Source organism: Nonomuraea sp. KM88 (assembly GCF_052245635.1).
In the GTDB taxonomy this organism is placed as follows: Bacteria; Actinomycetota; Actinomycetes; order Streptosporangiales; family Streptosporangiaceae; genus Nonomuraea.
On record NZ_JBQQCC010000030.1, the window covers coordinates 18023 to 35855 of the forward strand.

The 17833-nt window shown below is 71.8% G+C and carries 16 protein-coding genes and 3 pseudogenes; 7 read left to right on the forward strand and 12 right to left on the reverse strand.

Annotation, left to right across the window (positions count from 1 at the left end):
* Positions 1-153: 153 nt before the first annotated feature.
* Positions 154-753: a TetR/AcrR family transcriptional regulator gene (locus tag ACTWPV_RS46440; protein ID WP_443156732.1), complete on the forward strand. Its 600-nt coding sequence runs from the start codon at positions 154-156 to the stop codon at positions 751-753.
* Positions 750-1496 carry a phytanoyl-CoA dioxygenase family protein gene (locus ACTWPV_RS46445; RefSeq protein WP_443156733.1) on the forward strand — a complete coding sequence of 249 codons (747 nt, stop codon included), beginning with the start codon at positions 750-752 and terminating at the stop codon, positions 1494-1496. Before ACTWPV_RS46440 ends, ACTWPV_RS46445 begins: the two co-directional genes overlap by 4 nt.
* A gap of 123 nt (positions 1497-1619) precedes the next feature.
* On the opposite strand, the gene ACTWPV_RS46450 is transcribed toward ACTWPV_RS46445, so the two are convergent.
* The 5 genes from ACTWPV_RS46450 to ACTWPV_RS46470 all read right to left on the reverse strand — a co-directional run bounded on the left by ACTWPV_RS46450 (position 1620) and on the right by ACTWPV_RS46470 (position 6271).
* On the reverse strand, positions 1620-2468 hold the full coding sequence (locus ACTWPV_RS46450) for a recombinase family protein (RefSeq protein ID WP_443156734.1): 849 nt from the start codon (positions 2466-2468) through the stop codon (positions 1620-1622).
* Positions 2469-2493: 25 nt separating this feature from the next.
* The gene (locus ACTWPV_RS46455) at positions 2494-2967 is read right to left on the reverse strand and encodes a carboxymuconolactone decarboxylase family protein (protein WP_443156735.1); all 474 of its coding nucleotides are present in this window, start codon (positions 2965-2967) and stop codon (positions 2494-2496) included.
* A gap of 133 nt (positions 2968-3100) precedes the next feature.
* Positions 3101-3583, reverse strand: a complete 483-nt coding sequence (locus ACTWPV_RS46460) for a carboxymuconolactone decarboxylase family protein (protein WP_443156736.1) — start codon at positions 3581-3583, stop codon at positions 3101-3103.
* Between the two features lie 88 nt (positions 3584-3671).
* On the reverse strand, positions 3672-5111 hold the full coding sequence (locus ACTWPV_RS46465) for an MFS transporter (RefSeq protein WP_443156737.1): 1440 nt from the start codon (positions 5109-5111) through the stop codon (positions 3672-3674).
* Between the two features lie 11 nt (positions 5112-5122).
* Positions 5123-6271: a serine hydrolase domain-containing protein gene (locus ACTWPV_RS46470; protein WP_443156738.1), complete on the reverse strand. Its 1149-nt coding sequence runs from the start codon at positions 6269-6271 to the stop codon at positions 5123-5125.
* Positions 6272-6414: 143 nt separating this feature from the next.
* On the opposite strand from ACTWPV_RS46470, the gene sigJ reads away from it, so the two are divergent.
* The gene (sigJ, locus tag ACTWPV_RS46475; protein WP_443156739.1) at positions 6415-7302 is read left to right on the forward strand and encodes an RNA polymerase sigma factor SigJ; all 888 of its coding nucleotides are present in this window, start codon (positions 6415-6417) and stop codon (positions 7300-7302) included.
* Between the two features lie 194 nt (positions 7303-7496).
* Positions 7497-8285 (forward strand): annotated as a pseudogene (locus tag ACTWPV_RS46480) (site-specific integrase); the annotation flags it as partial.
* 132 nt (positions 8286-8417) lie between these two features.
* Here the strand turns inward: ACTWPV_RS46480 and ACTWPV_RS46485 are convergent.
* The 5 genes and pseudogenes from ACTWPV_RS46485 to ACTWPV_RS46505 form a co-directional block, all read right to left on the reverse strand.
* Positions 8418-8918, reverse strand: a pseudogene (locus ACTWPV_RS46485) (FAD-dependent oxidoreductase); the annotation flags it as partial.
* A 10-nt stretch (positions 8919-8928) separates the two neighbouring features.
* Positions 8929-8997, reverse strand: a pseudogene (locus tag ACTWPV_RS46490) (ferredoxin); the annotation flags it as partial.
* Positions 8998-9014: 17 nt separating this feature from the next.
* Entirely contained in the window at positions 9015-10196 is a 1182-nt protein-coding gene (locus ACTWPV_RS46495) for a cytochrome P450 (protein WP_443156740.1), read from the reverse strand.
* Positions 10193-10852 carry a carboxymuconolactone decarboxylase family protein gene (locus ACTWPV_RS46500; RefSeq protein ID WP_443156741.1) on the reverse strand — a complete coding sequence of 220 codons (660 nt, stop codon included), beginning with the start codon at positions 10850-10852 and terminating at the stop codon, positions 10193-10195. The genes ACTWPV_RS46495 and ACTWPV_RS46500 overlap by 4 nt, the downstream gene beginning before the upstream one ends.
* Entirely contained in the window at positions 10849-11769 is a 921-nt protein-coding gene (locus tag ACTWPV_RS46505; RefSeq protein WP_443156742.1) for an SDR family NAD(P)-dependent oxidoreductase, read from the reverse strand. The genes ACTWPV_RS46500 and ACTWPV_RS46505 overlap by 4 nt, the downstream gene beginning before the upstream one ends.
* 127 nt (positions 11770-11896) lie before the next feature.
* On the opposite strand from ACTWPV_RS46505, the gene ACTWPV_RS46510 reads away from it, so the two are divergent.
* The gene (locus tag ACTWPV_RS46510) at positions 11897-14671 is read left to right on the forward strand and encodes a helix-turn-helix transcriptional regulator (RefSeq protein WP_443156743.1); all 2775 of its coding nucleotides are present in this window, start codon (positions 11897-11899) and stop codon (positions 14669-14671) included.
* 74 nt (positions 14672-14745) lie between these two features.
* On the opposite strand, the gene ACTWPV_RS46515 is transcribed toward ACTWPV_RS46510, so the two are convergent.
* Entirely contained in the window at positions 14746-15768 is a 1023-nt protein-coding gene (locus ACTWPV_RS46515; RefSeq protein WP_443156744.1) for an acyl-CoA desaturase, read from the reverse strand.
* Entirely contained in the window at positions 15765-16799 is a 1035-nt protein-coding gene (locus ACTWPV_RS46520) for an STAS domain-containing protein (protein ID WP_347649367.1), read from the reverse strand. Before ACTWPV_RS46520 ends, ACTWPV_RS46515 begins: the two co-directional genes overlap by 4 nt.
* A gap of 450 nt (positions 16800-17249) precedes the next feature.
* Between ACTWPV_RS46520 and ACTWPV_RS46525 the strand changes: the two genes are divergently transcribed.
* Positions 17250-17510, forward strand: coding sequence for a hypothetical protein (locus tag ACTWPV_RS46525; protein ID WP_347649368.1), 261 nt, complete (start codon positions 17250-17252; stop codon positions 17508-17510).
* Positions 17511-17607: 97 nt separating this feature from the next.
* A complete protein-coding gene (locus ACTWPV_RS46530; protein ID WP_443156745.1) occupies positions 17608-17808 on the forward strand; it encodes a hypothetical protein in 201 nt (66 codons plus the stop codon).
* Positions 17809-17833: the final 25 nt, after the last annotated feature.

Consider the following 17833-nt stretch of genomic DNA (forward strand, 5'->3'; position numbering starts at 1 on the left):
AAGAAGCTTTCCGGGACAATCCACGTCAACTTCCGCGCAGGATAAGTCGGCGTGACCCGGGCTCCGCTGTTTAGCACGTGGCCATGGCTGATCATCGCTCTGGCGGCGCTGGAAGACCTTGGACCTTGAGTTGAACTCAACTAACCTGGTGGTATGGAGTCATTGACCGAACGCGGCGCCGCCACCCAGCGCCGCATCCTCGACGCCGCCGCCGAACAACTCATCGAGACCGGCGACATCGAGGTCGCGGCGGTCGCGCGCCGCGCCGGGCTCAGCGTCGGCCTGCCGTACCGATACTTCGGCACCCGCAGCGGCTTGATGACCGCGCTGCTCGCCGACTTCTACGACCGGCTTCTGGACAAGACCGTGCTCAGCCCCTTCGCCGGCCACACCTGGCTCGAACGCTGGCGTGCCCAGCTCACCCGGTGGATCGACTGGGTCTACGACGAGCCGCTCGCCCCCATTGTGCTCGGCCGGATGGTCGGCGACGCCCAGGTCGCCGCGATGGAAGCCCGCTGCGCCAGGCAGGTCATCGCCCTCGGGGCCAAGCACGTGGCCGCCGGCCAAGCCGAAGGCATCATCACCCGCGGGCGCGACGCCGAGCTGATGTCCGCGGCCGTCGTCGGCGGCATGCGGTCGGTGCTGGCCATCGTCCTCGACCAGGATCCCCGCCCCGACCGGGCCGCAGTGTTGCAAGAGATCTGGGAGTTCAGCACCGGCGCGCTCGGCATGACCCAAGGCGACACGCCATGACCCGCAAGGGCAGGATGCCGGCCACCGCCGGAGCCATGTCCGCGCTCCACCGTGACGGCTACCTCATCATGCCCGACCTGCTCACCCCAGACACCTGCAGCCGCATCCGCGCCGAACTCACCCCGCTGCTCGGTCCCGCGGGCCGCGACCCCTTCCGGTCGCGGCACATCCGCCGCCTGTACGGGGTCCTGCACAACACCCGGGCCGCGGATCCCCTCATCGACCATCCCCGCGTGCTCGCCCTGCTCGACCGGCTGCTGCTGCCCAACTACCTGCTGTCCCAGCTGGAGGTTGTCGAGGTGTCCCCAGGCGCGCCCGCCCGTCTCGCGGGTTACGACGACCAGCGTTACCCGCTTGCCCGCCCCAGGCCTGCCCTGTCCATCGCCGCCCTGTGGGCCCTCGACCCGGGCACCACGGTGACGGTGTGGCCGGGCAGCCACCGCTGGGCTTCCCGCCATCCGGCCACGCCGGGCGCGCTCCTCGCCCCGCCGCCTGGCTCCTGCACCCTGCTCCTCGGCACCCTCTGGCACGGCCGGCCCCCGCCATCGGCCGCGCCGTCCTTAACCGTCACCGCGCAGTACTGCGAGCCGTGGCTACGCACCCGGGAGGCCTTCACCCTCTCCCCTGGCAGGCAGGTGGCCCGCCAGCTCAGCAACCGGACCCGCGACATGCTCGGCTACAGCATCCACCCCCCTGACACCGGGCTGGTGGACGGCGTCCACCCCTCCCGCCTCTTCTCCTGACACCGCACCATCGATCCACGACACCGCCCGCTGCCGTAGGAAGAGCGGAACCAGCCGTTGGTCCTTGGCCACAGCGTCGGTGTTGACCCGTCGGCGATCGGCGGCGCCCGATCCGCCGGCACGTCAGCCGAGACCGGCGGGGTTGGCGGTGTCCGGATTGGATGCGCTGTCGGCCAGGGCACGGTAGACGCTGGCCACAGACGGGCGCCGTCCCTTGTTCTTGCCGGTGGGGATGACCAGCTTGCGGGCGATGTCGGGCACGGCCACGCCGCGCTCGCGCAACGTCCGCGCGTAGGCGATCATGTCGTCGTCGAACACCTTCGGCCGCCCGCCGTGCCGACCCCGCTCCCGGGCTGAGGCCTGCCCCTCCAGGGACTTCTCGCGGATGTACTCGCGTTCGGACTCCGCCATCCCGGCGAAGAACGCGAACAACGCCGCCCCGTGCCCGGAAGGGTTGTAGATGCCCTGCAGCGGGCCGGTCAGCAGTTCGAGTTCGATGTCGTGGTGGCGCAGTTCCTCGGCGATTGTCAGCAGTTCGGCGGCACCGCGGCCCAGGCGTTTCATCTCGTGCACGGTGAAGATCACCCGCTGGTGCGGGACAGCCTTCTTGATGGTGCGCGCGTATTCCATCGCCTTGGTGAACTCCGGCCGCACCTTGATACGGGTGCTGATCTTCTCGGAGAAGATCGGCTCGCAGCTCACCTCGCGGAGAGCGTCGAGCTGGCTCTGCAGCTCCTGCTGGGCGGTGCTGCAGCGGGCGTAGCCGACCCGAGTCGGCCGAGCCGCGGCCGCCGGCAGCGCGGCCTCGATCGCGGGACCCGCCTGCCAGGCGCGGCCCGGGGCGCGCTCGGCCGGGGTACGCACCTCCAGTTCGGCCCGGAGCTGGGGCACCAGCATGAAGCGGGGCGTGTGGTACTTGGGAGCGACCTTGCCTCCTCGGGTCCGGCAGGCGCTCCTCCACGGTTTCCGCAAGGGGGCAACCGTGCAGGAGGACCGGTTAGTTCCAGGTGGTGCCAGCAGGATCGTTGATGATGTTGTTGATGGTATTGAAGAGGTTGCTGGTGGCCATCCACAGGATCAGGGTGGCGCGCTGTCGTTCGTCATAATGCTCGACGAGTTCGTCCCAGACCGCGTCGGGGATGGCGTCGCCGGACCGGTCGTTCATGCGGGTCGCCGCTTCGGCCAGCGCCAGGGCGGCCCGTTCAGCGTCGGTGAAGTACGGTGACTGCCGCCATGCCGCCACCGTGATCAGCTGGTCGTCGGTGACTCCGGCCTTTCTGGCCTCGGCCGCGTCGGCGTACAGACAGGCGCTGCCGCCGTTGATCTGACTGCCGCGCATGGCGGCCAGCATCAGTGTCGCCGCCGGAACGATGCCTTGTTCCATGTCGTGCTGCATGGCCTGCATGAGGGCCCCGATCGCGTGTCCCGCGTCTGGAACCAGGTAGGCAGGGTTGGCCATCCGCGCGTGCATGATTCGTTCTCCTTGCGATGTCGGTGTGCGGGACGGGCCCGCGCGGGTCCGTCGCTTGGGCTCTCGGCCCTGATCTGGCCCGGGGCAGGGCGAGGTACGGGTTGCCGTGTCCTCGCCCTGAGGATTTCGGGCGTTACGGTCTCCACTGCTCCGCCGGCGACACACCGGGAAGCGGCTTGCCGATGAGGGCCAGGGGGAGGAAGAAGCAGACCTGGCCGATGGCCATGATGAGGGTGGCGAGCGCCTTGTCGTCGTACTGTTCGGAGGCTCGGGCGTACAGCTCGTCAGGGACGCGTTCGCCGGACGGGTTCGGGGTGAGCACGGATTCGACGAGTTCCAGTGCGATGCGTTCGGCGTCGGTGAAGTAGGGCGCGTCCTGCCAGGAGGCCACGGCGGTGATGCTCTCCTCGGTGGCGCCGGCCTTGCGGAGGTTGCCGGTGTGCAGGACGGTTAGGTACGTGCTGCCGGCGATCTGGCCCGCGCGCAGCTGCATGAGGCTGATGGTGGTCTGCGGGATGGTGCCGTTGCCGGTCGCCTTGTACAGGGCGCCGCCGATGTCCTTGAGTTCGGGGATGAGCACGGCGGGGTTGGGCAGGCGCGATTCGATGGTGGTCATGGTGGGGGTTCCCTTCGGGGTCTCAACTGGTGGATCGCTGCTTTGACGGATCGTGTAGAGCGAAGGTGACCGGTTGGGGCGGTCGATTTCAGCCGGGCGTGCTGCCGAGGGCCTGCGGTGTGGGCTCGGTGTCCCGGTTGGCGGGCCGGGGGCGTAGGAGGAGGACGGCGGTGAGGATCGCGGCCAGGTAGAAGCCGCCCGCGCCGAGCATGCCGGCGGTGTAGCCGCTGGTCAGCGCGTCGGGCAGGGGTGTGCCCGAGGGCTGGTTGGCGGTGGCGGTGACGGCGATGCCGGCCAGGACGGCCAGGCCGAGGGCGCCGCCGATCTGCTGGCTGGTGTTGACCAGGCCGGAGGCGATGCCTGAGTCGCGCGGTGCGACGCCCTGTACGCCGCCGATGGTGGCCGCGACGAAGCCGATGCCCAGGCCGATGCCGCCAGCGAGCTGGGCGGGCAGGAGCGCGAGCAGGGGGTTCTGGTCGGGGGTGAGCAGGCTGAACCAGCCCATCGCCGCGGCGGCCACCGCCATCCCAATCGCGAGGACGGCCCGGGTGGAGGTGCGGGCCTGCAACCGGGGTCCGATGAGTCCGGAGCCGAGGCCGATGCCGATCGCGAACGGCAGATAGGCCAGACCGGTGATCATGGGCGAGTACTGCTTGATCGTCTGCATGTAGAGGGTGAGGAAGTAGAAGGTGGCCAGTTGCCCGGCGCCCATGAGCAGCATGACGAGGTTGGCGCCGAGCCGGCCGCGGTCAGCCAGGACGCCTGAGGGCAGCATCGGGCTGCGCGCGGTGCGCTGGATGAACGCGAACACCACGAGCAGCGCGACGGCGGCTGCGCCGAAGGTCAGGGTGAGCCCGTCGCCGGCGCCGTGCGAGCCGGCCCGGTTGATCGCGTAGACCAGTGAGCCGAGGGCGAGCGTCACGGTGGCCGCGCCGGGCAGGTCGAGTCCGCCGCGCTCGCGGCTGCCGGGCGTTAGGGCGGAGGATCCGGCGAGGACCACGAGTGCGATGGGGATGTTGACGAACATGATCCAGCGCCAGCCCGCGTATTCGGTGAGCGCGCCGCCCAGCAGCAGGCCGGCGACCGAGCCCAGGCCGCCCATCGCGCCGTACACGCCGAGCGCCTTGTTGCGCTCCGGCCCGGCGGGGAAGGTGTCGGCGAGCAGGGACAGCGCGGCCGGAGCGACGATCGCGGCGCCGACGCCCTGCAGCACGCGGGCGGCGATCAGCACGCTCCCGGTGCCGGCCACGCCGCCCAGCAGGGAGGCGGCCAGGAAGACGACCAGCCCGGCCCGGAACAGCCTGCGCCGGCCGAACAGGTCGCCGGCCCGGCCGCCGGCCAGCAGCAGGCCGCCGAAGGCCAGGGCGTAGGCGGTCAGCACCCAGTCCAGGTCGGCCTCGGCGATGCCGAGCCCGGCTCCGATGACGGGCAGGCCCACGGTCACGATGGTGCCGTCCATCACCATCAGCAGTTGCGCGGCGGCGATCACCAGCAGGGCCAGGCCGCTTCTTCTCTCGGGAACACTCATCACCAGGCTCCTCAGGCGGCGGTGGCGGCGCGGTGGACGGCGGCGGCGAGCCGGTCGTGCTCGGGGTAGGACCAGGCGAAGCCGAAGCGGCGGCGCGTGTAGCCGAAGGCGATGCCACTGACCGGGTCGGCGAAGGACTCCGAGCCCGCCGAGCCGTCGTGGCCGAACGCGTTGGCGCTGAGGAACGCGTATCGCAGCCCTTTGGCCTGGAACCCGAGCGCGTAGTTGCCCTGCGCGCCGCGGACCAGGTCGGCGCCGGACGAGTGGATCTGCGCGAACTCGGCGACGGTGTCCGGCTTGAGCAGCGGGGGGCGTCCGTCGAGCCCCCAGACGGCCGCCGCGTACAGGCCGGCCAGCCCGCGCGCGCTGCCCACCCCGCCGGCCGACGCCTGGCCGTTCGCACGGACGGCGCGGGTGTTGGCGAAGGCCACTTGGTCCAGCGGCGGCGTGCTGTTGAGCCCGTAACCGATGCCGAGGATGCTGTGCGGGCCGGGCAGGTTCGACCAGAACGCGGCCTCCTGTTCCGGCGTGGCCGTCCACCACTGGATCGGCCGGAACCGCTGCTCCTCGGCCGCGGGCAGCCCCAGGTAGAGGTCCAGCCCGTACGGGGTCCGGGCGCGCTCGTCGTAGACCTGCTGCAGCGACCGGCCGGTCACCCGCCGGATCACTTCGTTCACCATGGCGAACGTGACGAACCCGCCGTAGCCGTAGGCCGAACCGGGCCGCCAGTACGGCCGCTGCCCGGCCAGGCGGGAGGCGATCACCGCGTCGTCGGCCAGTTCGGCCGCCGACAGCCCGCCATCGACGCCGATGACGCCGGAGCGGTGTGTGAGCACGTCCCGCAGCGTGATCGTGTCCTTGCCGGCGGCGGCGAACTCCGGCCAGTGCCGGGCCACCGGCTCGTCCAGGTCGAGGACCCCCTCCTGCACCAGCAGAGCCGCCACCAGCGTCGCGGCACCCTTGGTGGAGGAGTACACCCCGGTCAGCGTGTCGCCGCTCACCTCATCTCCGGCCCACAGGTCGACCACCCGCCGGCCGTGCGCGTAGGCGGTCAGCTGCGAGCCCACCCGTCCGTCCTGCTCGGCCACCACCGCGGCGAACTCCTCGCGCACCTGTTCGAAGCCGTCCGCGACCGTTCCGTGGACATCCATCCTGCTCATCGTTCGGCAACCCTTCGTCAGGAGTGTTGGTCGCCGGCATGACGGATGGTCCGCGGGAAAGGTGACCGGGTGCGTACGCGGTCACCTTCCCTTGGTTTGGTGCGTCAGCGCTTTGACGTGACTGAGATGAGAGGAAGACAACCGTGACGCCCCACGACTTTCTGGCCGACCAGTTCCAGGGGCACCGTCCCCATCTGAAGGCGGTTGCCTACCGCATGCTCGGCTCGCTGAGCGAGGCCGAGGACGCGGTCCAGGAGGCATGGCTGCGGCTGGCGCGCTCGGACTCGGGCGACATCGACAATCTCGGTGGGTGGCTGACCACCGTGGTCGGCCGGGTGTGCCTGGACATGCTGCGTGCCCGTAAGTCCCGGCGCGAGGAATCGCTGGAGGAGCGCCTGCCCGATCCGGTGGTCAGCCTTGCGGATGCCGCCGACCCGGAGCAGGAAGTGCTGCTGGCGGATTCGGTGGGCCTGGCGCTGCTGGTCGTGCTGGAGTCCCTGACCCCGGCCGAACGGTTGGCGTTCGTGCTCCATGACATGTTCGGCCTGCCGTTCGAGCAGATCGCGCCCATCGTGGACCGCACCCCCGTGGCGGCCAAGAAGCTCGCCAGCCGCGCCCGTCAGCGCGTCCGCGGCGCGACCCCGAACCCCGACCCCGATCCGGCCGATCAGCGTCGCGTGGTGGACGCGTTCCTGGCCGCCGCCCGCGGCGGCGACTTCGCCGCGCTGGTGTCCATTCTCGACCCCGACGTGGTGCTGCGCGGCGACGGCGGGACGCTCGCCGGCGGCATGAAGGTCCTGCGCGGTGTCGCGGCGGTGGCCGGGCAGCTCGCCACCTTCCAGCGCATGGCCACCAGCGCCACCGCCCACCCGGCGCTGGTCAATGGTCTCGCCGGCCTGGTCAACACCATTGACGGACGGCTCATCTCCGTCATGAGCTTCACCATCTCCGACGGCAAGATTTCCACCATCGACATCCTGTCCGACCCCGACCGGCTGGCCCGGCTCGACCTCACCCGCCTGGAGCCGTGAAACCCGGCCCACGCCGGGACGGCCTCGTCGCCGAAATTCCCGGGTGGCGGGCTCTCGTGCCGACGACGACTGAGCGTCCGCCACGCGCCGTGGTCGATGTGACAGGGAAGTTGCATTATCTGTCACACTGGCCCTCGCCGGGCCGCGTCCGCCCAGTTCGGCCTCCGCCGCGCCGCGGGCGACTCGGCAACGTTATGTGTCACATCCACGTGCAGGAGGACGGCGTCGTGTCCGTCGTGGCGTTCCCCATCCCACCCGACCCCGCCAGCTCGACCACAGGCTCGGCCACCGTCGGCGCGACCACCGCCGTGGCGGTCGAGCGCTTCCTGGAGTCCCGCACCGCGGCCACCACCCGCGCCGGTTACGCCGAGACCCTGACCCGCCTGACCGCGCTGGCCGGCCCGCAGAACCCGATCACCGCCCTGCAGCCGGAGCACTACGCCGCGGTGATGGAGCGCTGGAACACCGCGGCAGCGGCCACGTGGAACCGGCACCTGTCCGCGCTGGTCTCCTTCACCGCCTGGGCCCAGCGCCAGGAACGACTGGCCACCAACCCGGCCCGGCGCCTGGAGCGCCGCAAACCCGCCCGCCGCGGTGACCGCGCCCTCCTGCGCACCCGGCTGGAGAGGCAGTTCACCGACCCCGCTCACGCGCTGCGCGAACGAGTGCTCTGGCGGCTCCTGTACGACACCGCCGCCCGCGCCGAGGAAATCCTCACCCTCAACATCGAAGACCTCGACCTGGAGTTCCGCCGCGCCCGCGTCACCAGCAAGGGCGGCGCCCTCGAGTACGTGCACTGGGCCACCCCCACCGCCCGCATCCTGCCCCGCCTGCTGGCCGGCCGCACCGCCGGGCCGGTGTTCCTGGCCGACCGGCGCGCCCCTGCCTCCGGATCTCGCGCGCCCGCGGCCGCCGACATCTGCCCCGCAACCGGGCGGGGCCGGCTGTCCTATCCACGTGCCGAGTACCTGTTCAAGACCGCCTCCGCCAGGCTCGACCCGCACCGTCAGGGGTGGACGTTGCATCAGCTTCGCCACAGTGCGCTGCCGCCCCCGGATGAAGCCCGCGCCGGCGACCAGCAGGCGCGCCCCCGGCTGGAGCCGGGCACGCAACGCGAGGGCGTCGTCGAGCGTGCGGAGGTAGTGCACACCGGCCAGGTCGTCGCCCGGCAGGCGGCTCGGCAGCACGCCGGTGGCGATGATCAGCGCGTCATAGCCGAGCGGGCCGCCAGAGGTCACGCGCAGCCTGCGCCCGTCGTGGTCCAAGCCGGTCGCGGCCACGCCGAGGCGCAGGTCGAGGTCGAGCGCGGCGAGCCGATCCCGCGGCCGCAACACGATCCGCTCCGGCGGCCACGCCCCGGACAGCACCTGCTTCGACAGCGGCGGCCGGTCGTAGGGAGCGCTGTGTTCCGCGCCGACGACGGTCAGCCTCCCCCTGTGGCCGTTGCGGCGCAGCGCCTCGGCCGCGGTGATGCCCGCGACCGAGGCACCCACCACGACCACATGGTCGTGGACGGTCACGGCGCCTCCCGTACCGAGATGGCCATGGCCGGGCAGACCTGGGCGGCCTCGCGCACGGCGTCGGGTCGTGCAGGACCGCGACGCCGTCCTCCGCACGCTGGTCGAACACGTCGGGCGCGATCAGCACGCACTGGCCGGCGGCGCAGCACAGGTCCTGGTCGACGCCGACCTCCATGCCGGCAGGCACGCCGCTCACCACGTCACCGGGAGGCGGTGCAGCCCGTACACGTTCGCGTCCTGCTTGAACGGCAGCTCGTCGAACGGCACGGCCGGCCTCAGGCCGGGGACGCGGCGGAACAGCGTGGTGTAGACGATCTCCAGCTCCAGCCGGGCCAGGTTCTGCCCCAGGCACTGGTGGATGCCGAAGCCGAAGGCGAGATGTCCGCGGGCGGAGCGGTGGATGTCGAGGGTGTCCGGGTCCTCGAAGGCGCGGGGGTCGCGGTTGGCCGACGAGGCGGCGGCGATGACGCCCTCTCCGGCGCGGATGAGCACGCCGTCCACCTCCATGTCCCGCGTCGCCACCCGGGAGGTGGCCTGGTCGACGATGGTGAAGTAGCGCAACAGCTCCTCGACCGCGCCGGGCATGAGCGTCGGGTCCGCCTGAAGCTCGGCGAGCAGGTCCGGGTTCTCCAGGAGGGCGAGCGTCCCGAGCGAGATCATGTTCGCCGTGGTCTCGTGCCCGGCGATCAGCAGCGTGAGCGCCATCCCGGACATCGCCTCATGGTCGAACATGTCCGCTTCCTGGTATTTCACGACCAGGCGGCTCAGCAGGTCATCGCCAGGGTCGCGAACCTTCTCGCCGACCAGCCGGTACAGGAAGCGGCGCACCTCGCCCATCGCCGCCGCGCGCCGCTCGGCCGTGGTGCCCTTGTTGACGATCTCCGCCGTGCGGGCGTGGAAGAACCCTCGCTCGCCGTACGGCACGCCGAGCAGCTCGCAGATCACCAGCGACGGGACCGGCAGGGACAGCGCCTGCACCAGGTCCGCGGGGCGCGGCCCGGCCAGCAGCTCGTCGATCCGCCCGTCCACGATCTCCTGCACGCGCGGACGCATGCCCTGCACCCGCCTGACCGTGAACTCGGTGGTGACCATCCGCCGGTGCCTGTTGTGCTCCGGCGGGTCCATGGTCAGGATCGAGCCCCTGAGGTGCCGCCCGAACCCGGGCATGACCAGGGGGAAGCCGGGATGCGTACGGTCGGAGCTGACATGCGGGTTCGACAGCACGGCGCGTACGTTCGCGTGACCGGTGACCAGCCAGGCCGTCCTGCCGCCGGGGATCGAGACGCGGGTGACCGGCGCGCTCTCGCGGAGCTCGGCGTACCGGGGCGGCGGGTCGAACGGGCAGGCCCGTGGCATCGGGAAGTCCTCGCTCACGACGTGCCCCCCTTCAGGTACGCGTCGAGCCGCTCCATCGCCTCGATGGACCGGCCGACGCTCAGCTCGGCCATCATGCGCAGCAGCCACCGCAGCTCCTCCCCTTCCACGCCGGCGCGCCGGGCGGCCTCCACGTGCGTGCGGAAGGGCGTGCCGAGCGTCTGCTGGACGACGTCGGCGGCCACGCAGATCAGCGCGCGCTCGCGCGGCGTCAGGTACGGCCGCCCCCACCGCTGCCCGGCCTGATCGGTGGCGAAGGCGGCGAGCCCGGCGTCGGCGCCCTCCGGGTAGGCGGGAGGCTCCCACGCTTCCGGCGCGGGCAGATCTACGCCCTTCACCTCCGGGTGCGCGGCCTCGATCTCGGCCAGGCGGACGAACGCCCGCACCACGGCCGGGTAGCCCGCGTACGGCGCCAGGTGGCGCAGCACCTCCCTGACCGTCTGCCAGGAGGCCCCGCCCGCGGTGGTCAGCACCTTGAGATGCGTCTCGAACGGCAACCCGAGATTGCCGTCGCACACGTCGCTGGTGATCCAGGTGAACATCTTCTCCCGGATGCTCAGTCCTGGTACGGCCAGCATCGACTCGCCCACCTGCAACGCCATCGGCGCGAAGTCCGCGTCCAGCGAGGTGATCGGGTCAGTGGGCAGAGTGGTCATCGTCCATCTCGCTTTCGGGTCGCGGGCCGGGGGCGGGCTTCGTGCCGCCGGCCGCCGAAGGCCGGGTCCATGCCGAGCATCCGCAGGAAGAGCCGGTCGAGCAGGCGGTCGGGCAGCAGCCGGGGCAGCTTGGTGAGCAGCTTGGCGTGCCCGCCCGCGGGATATCGGGTCGCCGGGCGGGGCGCGGTCAGCGCGCGCAGGATCGCGCGGGCGATCACGTCGGGCGGGCTGCCGCGGTCGCTGCGCTCGGCGATCCGGTCGACGACCGCGCCGAACGACTCGCCGTACAGCTGCCTGCCCGGCTCGGGCAGGCCGTCGACGAGCCGCCGGGCGGCGGCGATCATCTTGCCCGGCGCCGCGGTCGCGGTCGCGCCGGGCTCGACCAGCACCACGTGGATCCCCCACGGGCGCAGCTCCATGCGCAACGCGTCGGTGAGCGACACGAGCGCGTGTTTCGGCATGGTGACCGGGGCGATGTACGGCAGCGTGATCCGCCCGCCCTCGGAGCCCACGTTCACCAGCCGTCCGGCTCCCCTGCGCAACAACGGCAGGAAGGCCTGGGCCACCGCGAGCTGCCCGACGAGGTTGACCTCCAGCTCGCGCCGCAGGTCGTCCAGCGGGATCAGCTCCAGCGGGTACGGCGAGCCGGTGCCCGCGTTGTTCACCACTCCGGACAGCCCGCCGGAGCCCACGTGATCGGACACCGTCGCGACCGCCTCCGCGATCAGATGTCCGTCGGTGACGTCGAGCCGCAGCGGCAACGTCCTGCCCGGCGCCAGCGCCGCCACCTCCTGGGCCGCGGCGTCGCTCCTGACCCCGGCGAACACGGTGAACCCCACCCTGGCCAGCGCCAGCGTGGTCGTCCTGCCGATGCCCGACGAAGCGCCCGTGACGACCACGGCACCGCGATCCTTCATTCCGGCCACCCCCTGACCTCTCGTAATTACGGACCCCGACGGTAGGAGGAGCCGGCCGGGTCCCGAATCCGTCAACCGAACAGTGGGGATGCGGGAGGTCGCGGACCGTGGGCTAGGGTTCCGAGACATGCTGTACGGGCGCGACGCGGAGCTCCGCCGGATCCAGCACCTCATCGAGGCGGTCCGGGCGGGCGGCAGCGCAGCGCTCCTGCTGACCGGCGAGCCAGGCACGGGCAAGACCGCCCTCCTCGACCACTCCGCCGGCCGGGCGGAGGGCGTCCGCGTGCTGCGCGTCCACGGCGTCGAGAGCGAGGCCGACCTGCCCTTCGCGGCTCTGCACCAGCTCCTGCGCCCCCTGCTCCCAGGCGTCCGCGCGCTCCCTGGCCCGCAGGCCGCCGCGCTGTCCCGGGCCTTCGGCCTGGCCGGGCCCGGCGACGGCGGCCCGGCGGCGGAAGGCGCGGGCGGGCGGTTGCTGGTCTCGCTGGGCATGCTCACGTTGCTGGGCGACGCGGCCGAGGAAACCCCCGTGCTCTGCGTGGTGGACGACGCGCACTGGCTCGACGTGCCGTCCGCCGACGCGCTGGGGTTCGTGGGCCGGCGGCTGACCGGCGAGTCGATCGGGCTGCTGTTCGCGGTCCGCGACGGCTCCCCCGCACGTTTCCCCGGGCTGCCCGAGCTGCCCGTGCGAGGGCTCGACCACGCCTCCGCCTCCGCCTTCCTCGCCGAGCGGCACCCGGAGCTGGCCGCGCACGTACGCGAGCGGATCGCCGCCGCGGCCGGCGGCAACCCCCTGGCCCTCGCCGACCTGCCCACGGCGCTCACCGCGGACCAGCGCACCGCCCACACCCCGCTGCTCGGCCCGCTGCCGATCCCCGACCACCTGCGCCGCCTGTACGCCGACCGCGTTCGCGACCTCCCCGCGGACACGGCCACGCTGCTGCTCGTAGCCGCAGCCGAGGACGGCGGCGAGCTCGCCGCCGTCCTCCGCGCGGCCGGCGAGCTGGGCGTACGCGCGCAGGCGCTGGACGCCGCGGAGAGGGCGGGCATCGTCACGATCGAGGACACCGCCGACGGCCGCCGGGTGGTGTTCCGCCACCCCCTCGTCAGGACCGCCGTCTACCACGACGCGCCCTTCAGCCGGCGGCTCGCCGTGCACCGGGCGCTGGCCAGAGCGCTCGATCCCGAACGCGGAGCCTGGCACCGCGCCGCCGCGGCGACGGGACCCGACGCCGAGGTGGCCCGCGACCTCGAACGCGGCGCCCTGCGCGCGCTGCGCCGCGGAGCTCCGGGCACCGCGGCAGTCGCGCTGGAGCGGGCGGCGTGGCTGACCGCCTCGGCTCCTGACCGGGCCGCCCTGCTCGTCTCCGCGGCGGAGGCCGCCGGCACGTCGGGCGACCCCGAGCTCGCCGAGGCGCTCGCCGGCCAGGCGGAGCGCGCCGGCGCCGGCCCCGAGGGCCGGGCCAGGCTCGGCCTGCTCCGCGCGAGCGCCGCCTTCGACCGCGGCTCCCCGGCCGACGTCCACCGCCTGCTGCTCGACCGCTCCGCGCCCATCGCGAGGACGTATCCGGAACTCGCCGCCACCATGCTGCTCGACGCCGTGAAGAACGGCTGGTTCCTCAACGACCCGGCACGTACGCGCTCGGCCTCCGAGGCGCTGGCCGCCGTCCCTCTCCCGCACGGCAGCCCGCTCACGCCTCTGGTCGGCACGGTGCTCGCCCTCGGCCAGGTCGTCGACGGCGCCGGCCACCCGGTGGACGGCATGGAGAACGCCAGGCCGCCGCTCGGCGCGGTCACCCCCGAGACACCCCTCGGCGCGATCATGACCGCGGCCGCCGCCATGGTGGGCGACGACGTGGGGCTGACCGACGTGGCGGGCGAGGCGGTGCGGGCCTGCCGGGCCGCGGGCCGCATCGGCTGGTTGCCCCTCGCGCTGCAGCTGCTCGCCTCAGCCGAACTGCTGTCCGGCCGCCACCACTTCGCCGCGGCCACCGCCGCCGAAGGGCTCGACCTGGCCGTGGAGCTGGGCCAGGACAACCGCGCCTGCCACTTCAGAGGGGTGCTCGCCTGGCTGGACGCGGTGGCGGGCGAGGAGGAGTCATGCCGTGAACGGGCCATGCTCTGCCTGCGCCACGCCGAGGCGCAGCGCATCCCGCCGAGCGCCGCCATCGCCTCGTGGGCGCTGGGGCTGCTCGACCTCTCGCTCGGCCACGCCGACGAGGCGCTGGCCCACCTCCTGCCCCATGCCGCGGTGAGCGGCGGCCATCCGCTGATCGCCATCATGCAGACCCCCGACCTGGTCGAGGCCGCAGCCAGAGCGGGCAGGGCCGACCTGGCCCGGCCGCACCTGGCGCGCTACGCCGCCTGGTCGGCCAGGGTGCGCCGCGACTGGGCACTGGCCGCGCTGCACCGCTGCTCCGCGCTGCTCGCCGACCACGACGACGCGGAAAGCCACTTCGAACGGGCTCTCGAACTCCATGACCGCGCCGGGCTCTCCGGCCGGCCACGGGCCTTCGACCACGCTCGCACGCGTCTGGCCTACGGCGAGTGGCTGCGCCGCGCACGCCGCCGCGCCGACGCCCGCGGACCCCTGCAGGCCGCGTTCGAGGCCTTCGACCGGCTCGGCGCCACGGCGTGGGCGGAGCGCGCGAACGCCGAACTCCGCGCCACCGGCCACGGCTCCAAGCCCGCCGCCACGGCCACGGCCGGACTGGCCGCGCTCACGCCCCAGGAGCTCCAGGTCGTGCGGATGGCGACCACCGGCGCCAGCAACAGGGAGATCGCCGCGCACCTGTTCCTCAGCCCTCGTACGGTCGCCTACCACCTCTACAAGGCCTTCCCCAAGCTGGGCGTGACCTCGCGGGTGGAACTGGCCGCCCTGCTCCACGACCGTCCCTCGGCCTGACGCGGAGGACTCGAATGGTCCGGATCCGTGGCTGACTACTGTGACGTCTGCCGATCGGCGCACTTCACTACCGACTATGCGGGGTCTCTTGTCTCGCCGGGGCGTGGGATGCTGGCGCGCAGCGTGTGTTTGCCGGCCACCGTGCGTTGGTGGCCGAGGATTTCGGGGGGCTGCCAGTGCACGTTGGTGGCCCAGTTCAGGCGTTCGAACAGGCTGATGAGGGCGGCGGAAGGGTCGATTTGTCGGCCGCTTCGGCCGTGCCGGGCGCAGTTGGGCTGGCTGTGGTGGCCGTTGTGCCAGCTTTCTCCGAAGGACAGCAGGGCCAGCGGCCACAGGTCGGTGGAGCGGTCGTGGCGGCGGGTGGTGTGCGGCCGCTCGCCGATCATGTGGCACAGGGAGTTGACGCTCCAGGTGACGTGTTGCAGCAGGGCGATGCGGACCAGGCCGGCCCAGATGAACGCGGTCAGCCCGCCGTACGGGCTGCCGCTGATCGCCCAGCCCGCCGCAAACGGCAGGAGCAGGGAGGCGGCGCACAAGGCGGGGAAGGCGCGTGAGATGCGCAGCATGGCCGGGTCGTTGCGCAGCAGGTCAGGGGCATACCGTGCGGCTGAGGTGGGTTCGCTGGAGAACAGCCAGCCCAGGTGGGCGTGGGCCAGGCCGCGCAGTTGCCCGCCAGGACCGGTGCCGTAGCGGTAGGGGGAGTGCGGGTCGCCGGGCTGGTCGGTGAAGGCGTGGTGGCGGCGGTGGACGGCCACCCAGTCGATGAGGTTGCCCTGGAAGCTCATCGATCCGGCCATGGCCAGGACGATGCGTAGCCAGGGGCGGGCGGTGAAGGAGCGGTGAGTCAGCAGCCGATGGAAGCCGACCGTCACTCCCAGCCCGGTCACGATGTAGAAGACGGCGGTCAGCAGCAGGTCGGTGAGGGTGATCCCCCTTCCCCACGCCAGCCAGATTCCGGCACCCAGCGCGATGAACGGCGCGATGACGATCGTGATCGTCAGTGCCACCTGCCCGGCATGGACATTGAGGCGCTGCTCGGCGTGCGGGAACGGAGATCGCCCGTCGTATGCCGGGGCCTGGGCGCGCACCCCGGTCACGCCACCATCGGCAGGCTGCGGTCCAGGCCGGTGATGTGCAGCAGCCGGGACATGAACGGGCGGGGCGCTTTCAGCGCCAAGGTGATGCCCATCGACCGGGCGCGGCGCTGGATGCCGACCAGGACGCCCACGCCGCCGGCGTCGCAGAAGGACACCTGCGACAGGTCGAGGATGAGCAGGCTCGTGCTGTAGTGCAGCGTGCTCAGCAGTTGACGGCGGAGCGCTGCGCTGGTGAAGATGTCGATCTCTCCGGACAGATGAACGGTGGTCGGCTTTGACCGGTCGGCCACGCCGAGTGGCGCGATGTCGATGACAGTTATGGCGGATTCCTTTGGAGAAGCTGGAATGGGATGAGATGCCTGCCGGCTGGAGATCGGTCCGCCGGAACGGGCGGGTCCTTCTACCGTCTGATCCGGTCGGCAGACGGAACGCGGGTTACGCCGGTGCTGATGGCCGTCTGGTAGGGAGGGCGGCTGCTGACCGGTGACTGACCCGCCCTCATTCTCCCAGCGGGCCGTGCCGTCGGCGGCCGTCCCGCTCAGAGGCGGAACGGGATCGGGCGGCAAACGCGCGCCTGTGAGAGCGTCGTCGACGCTCAAGCCGGCGGTGTCCTGGGCGGTGAGCTTGAGCGTGGCCTCAGCGGGACCGGCGGCGGTGTCCGGCGGGATGACCAGCAGGACGATCGGGTCGCCGGCCGCGAAGATGAGAGTGATCAGGCGCGGGTCGGTGTGGCGGAACCAGCCGACGCGGACCTGACGCCCGCGTGCCGGGATGCGGTGCGGGATGCTCTGCCACGCATCGCCATGCAGGCCGATGCGGAGCGTTACACGGCCAAGCAGCCGGTCGACGGCGGCGATGAGGCCGGGCAGTTCGGTGGCCGCGTCGCGGGAGTAGGGCCACCAGGCCCCGTCCACCACAGCTCGCCGATCCAGCACCGGATGGAGACCGAGCCGTAGCGCAGAATCGACCCGGGGGATCGCGGATGAGGTGGAGCTGAGCGGTGCGGGTGGAGAAAGAAGTGTCGGCGTCATGGTCGCCTGACCTGTCCGGGCCCCCGAAGAGGCCGGTGGTGGTTCGCCGGGGGCGACGCAGACCTGAGTGCCAACGCTCGAAAAGTCCTCGGTACGTTTATCTTACCTCCTACTTCCGGAATTTCCCAATTCTGGAAGTAGGCTGACCAGGTGGTTTCCGGAAACATGCCCTCAAGATCACGCAACCAGCCGGATCAGCTTCCAGAAACACGCCGCTACGCCCTGCCGAGCGAAGTCGACAAGGAAGCCGCCTTGGACGCCCTCATCACCGACCACTGACCAGAGCAACAAACCGGTGCGCAGCGGGTGCCGCGATGGTCACTTCCGTGTCCCAGCTTGATTGGAGGGCACCGCGTCCGCCCCGCAGGAGGCGAATGTGGAGGGCAGCCGCCTACAGCATTCGACCCTGGGCAGGAGGTCCCTTGCGGATTCTGGTGAAAGGAGCCGACCGTGCCGGAGAATGTCGCACTGATCATTCGATTCCACCTGATAAGCGGCGAAGACGTCTCCGTGATGAGCGGGGACTTCGACGGGGAACCGGAGGCGGTGGCGGCGATCGCCCGTGCCATGGACGAGCGGCGCGGCCTGGTGTTGATGCGAGCGAGATATGGCCGTGAGACCGAAGTGAACGGCGTGGTCATCAACCTCGCCAACGTGGTGTCGGCGCGTGTGTCGAAGACAGCCAGCGCCGAGGCGGGTCAGTACCTGTAGCGGCGGGCTGCCACGACACGCCCTGACAGTGGCCAGCCGGGCGATGTCCTCGGTGAACCTCTCACCGGAGCGCGAGCGTCGTCCGAAGATGAAATCAGTGGCGGGGGAAGAGGGGGTGAGCCCGGCCATGGGCGAGGAGATCGTGGACCGGTCGGAGGGTTTCGGTGAGCGCCTGCTCGGCCTGCTGCTGGACAGGGCACGGCTGATGCCGCCGCAGCTGATCGCCCCGCTGATCGCGGAGGAAGTGGCCAGGGTTGGCGGCCGTGACGTCTCGATCCTGCTCCAGGACTACGCCTAAGAGCTGCTGGTGCCGCTTTCGGGCA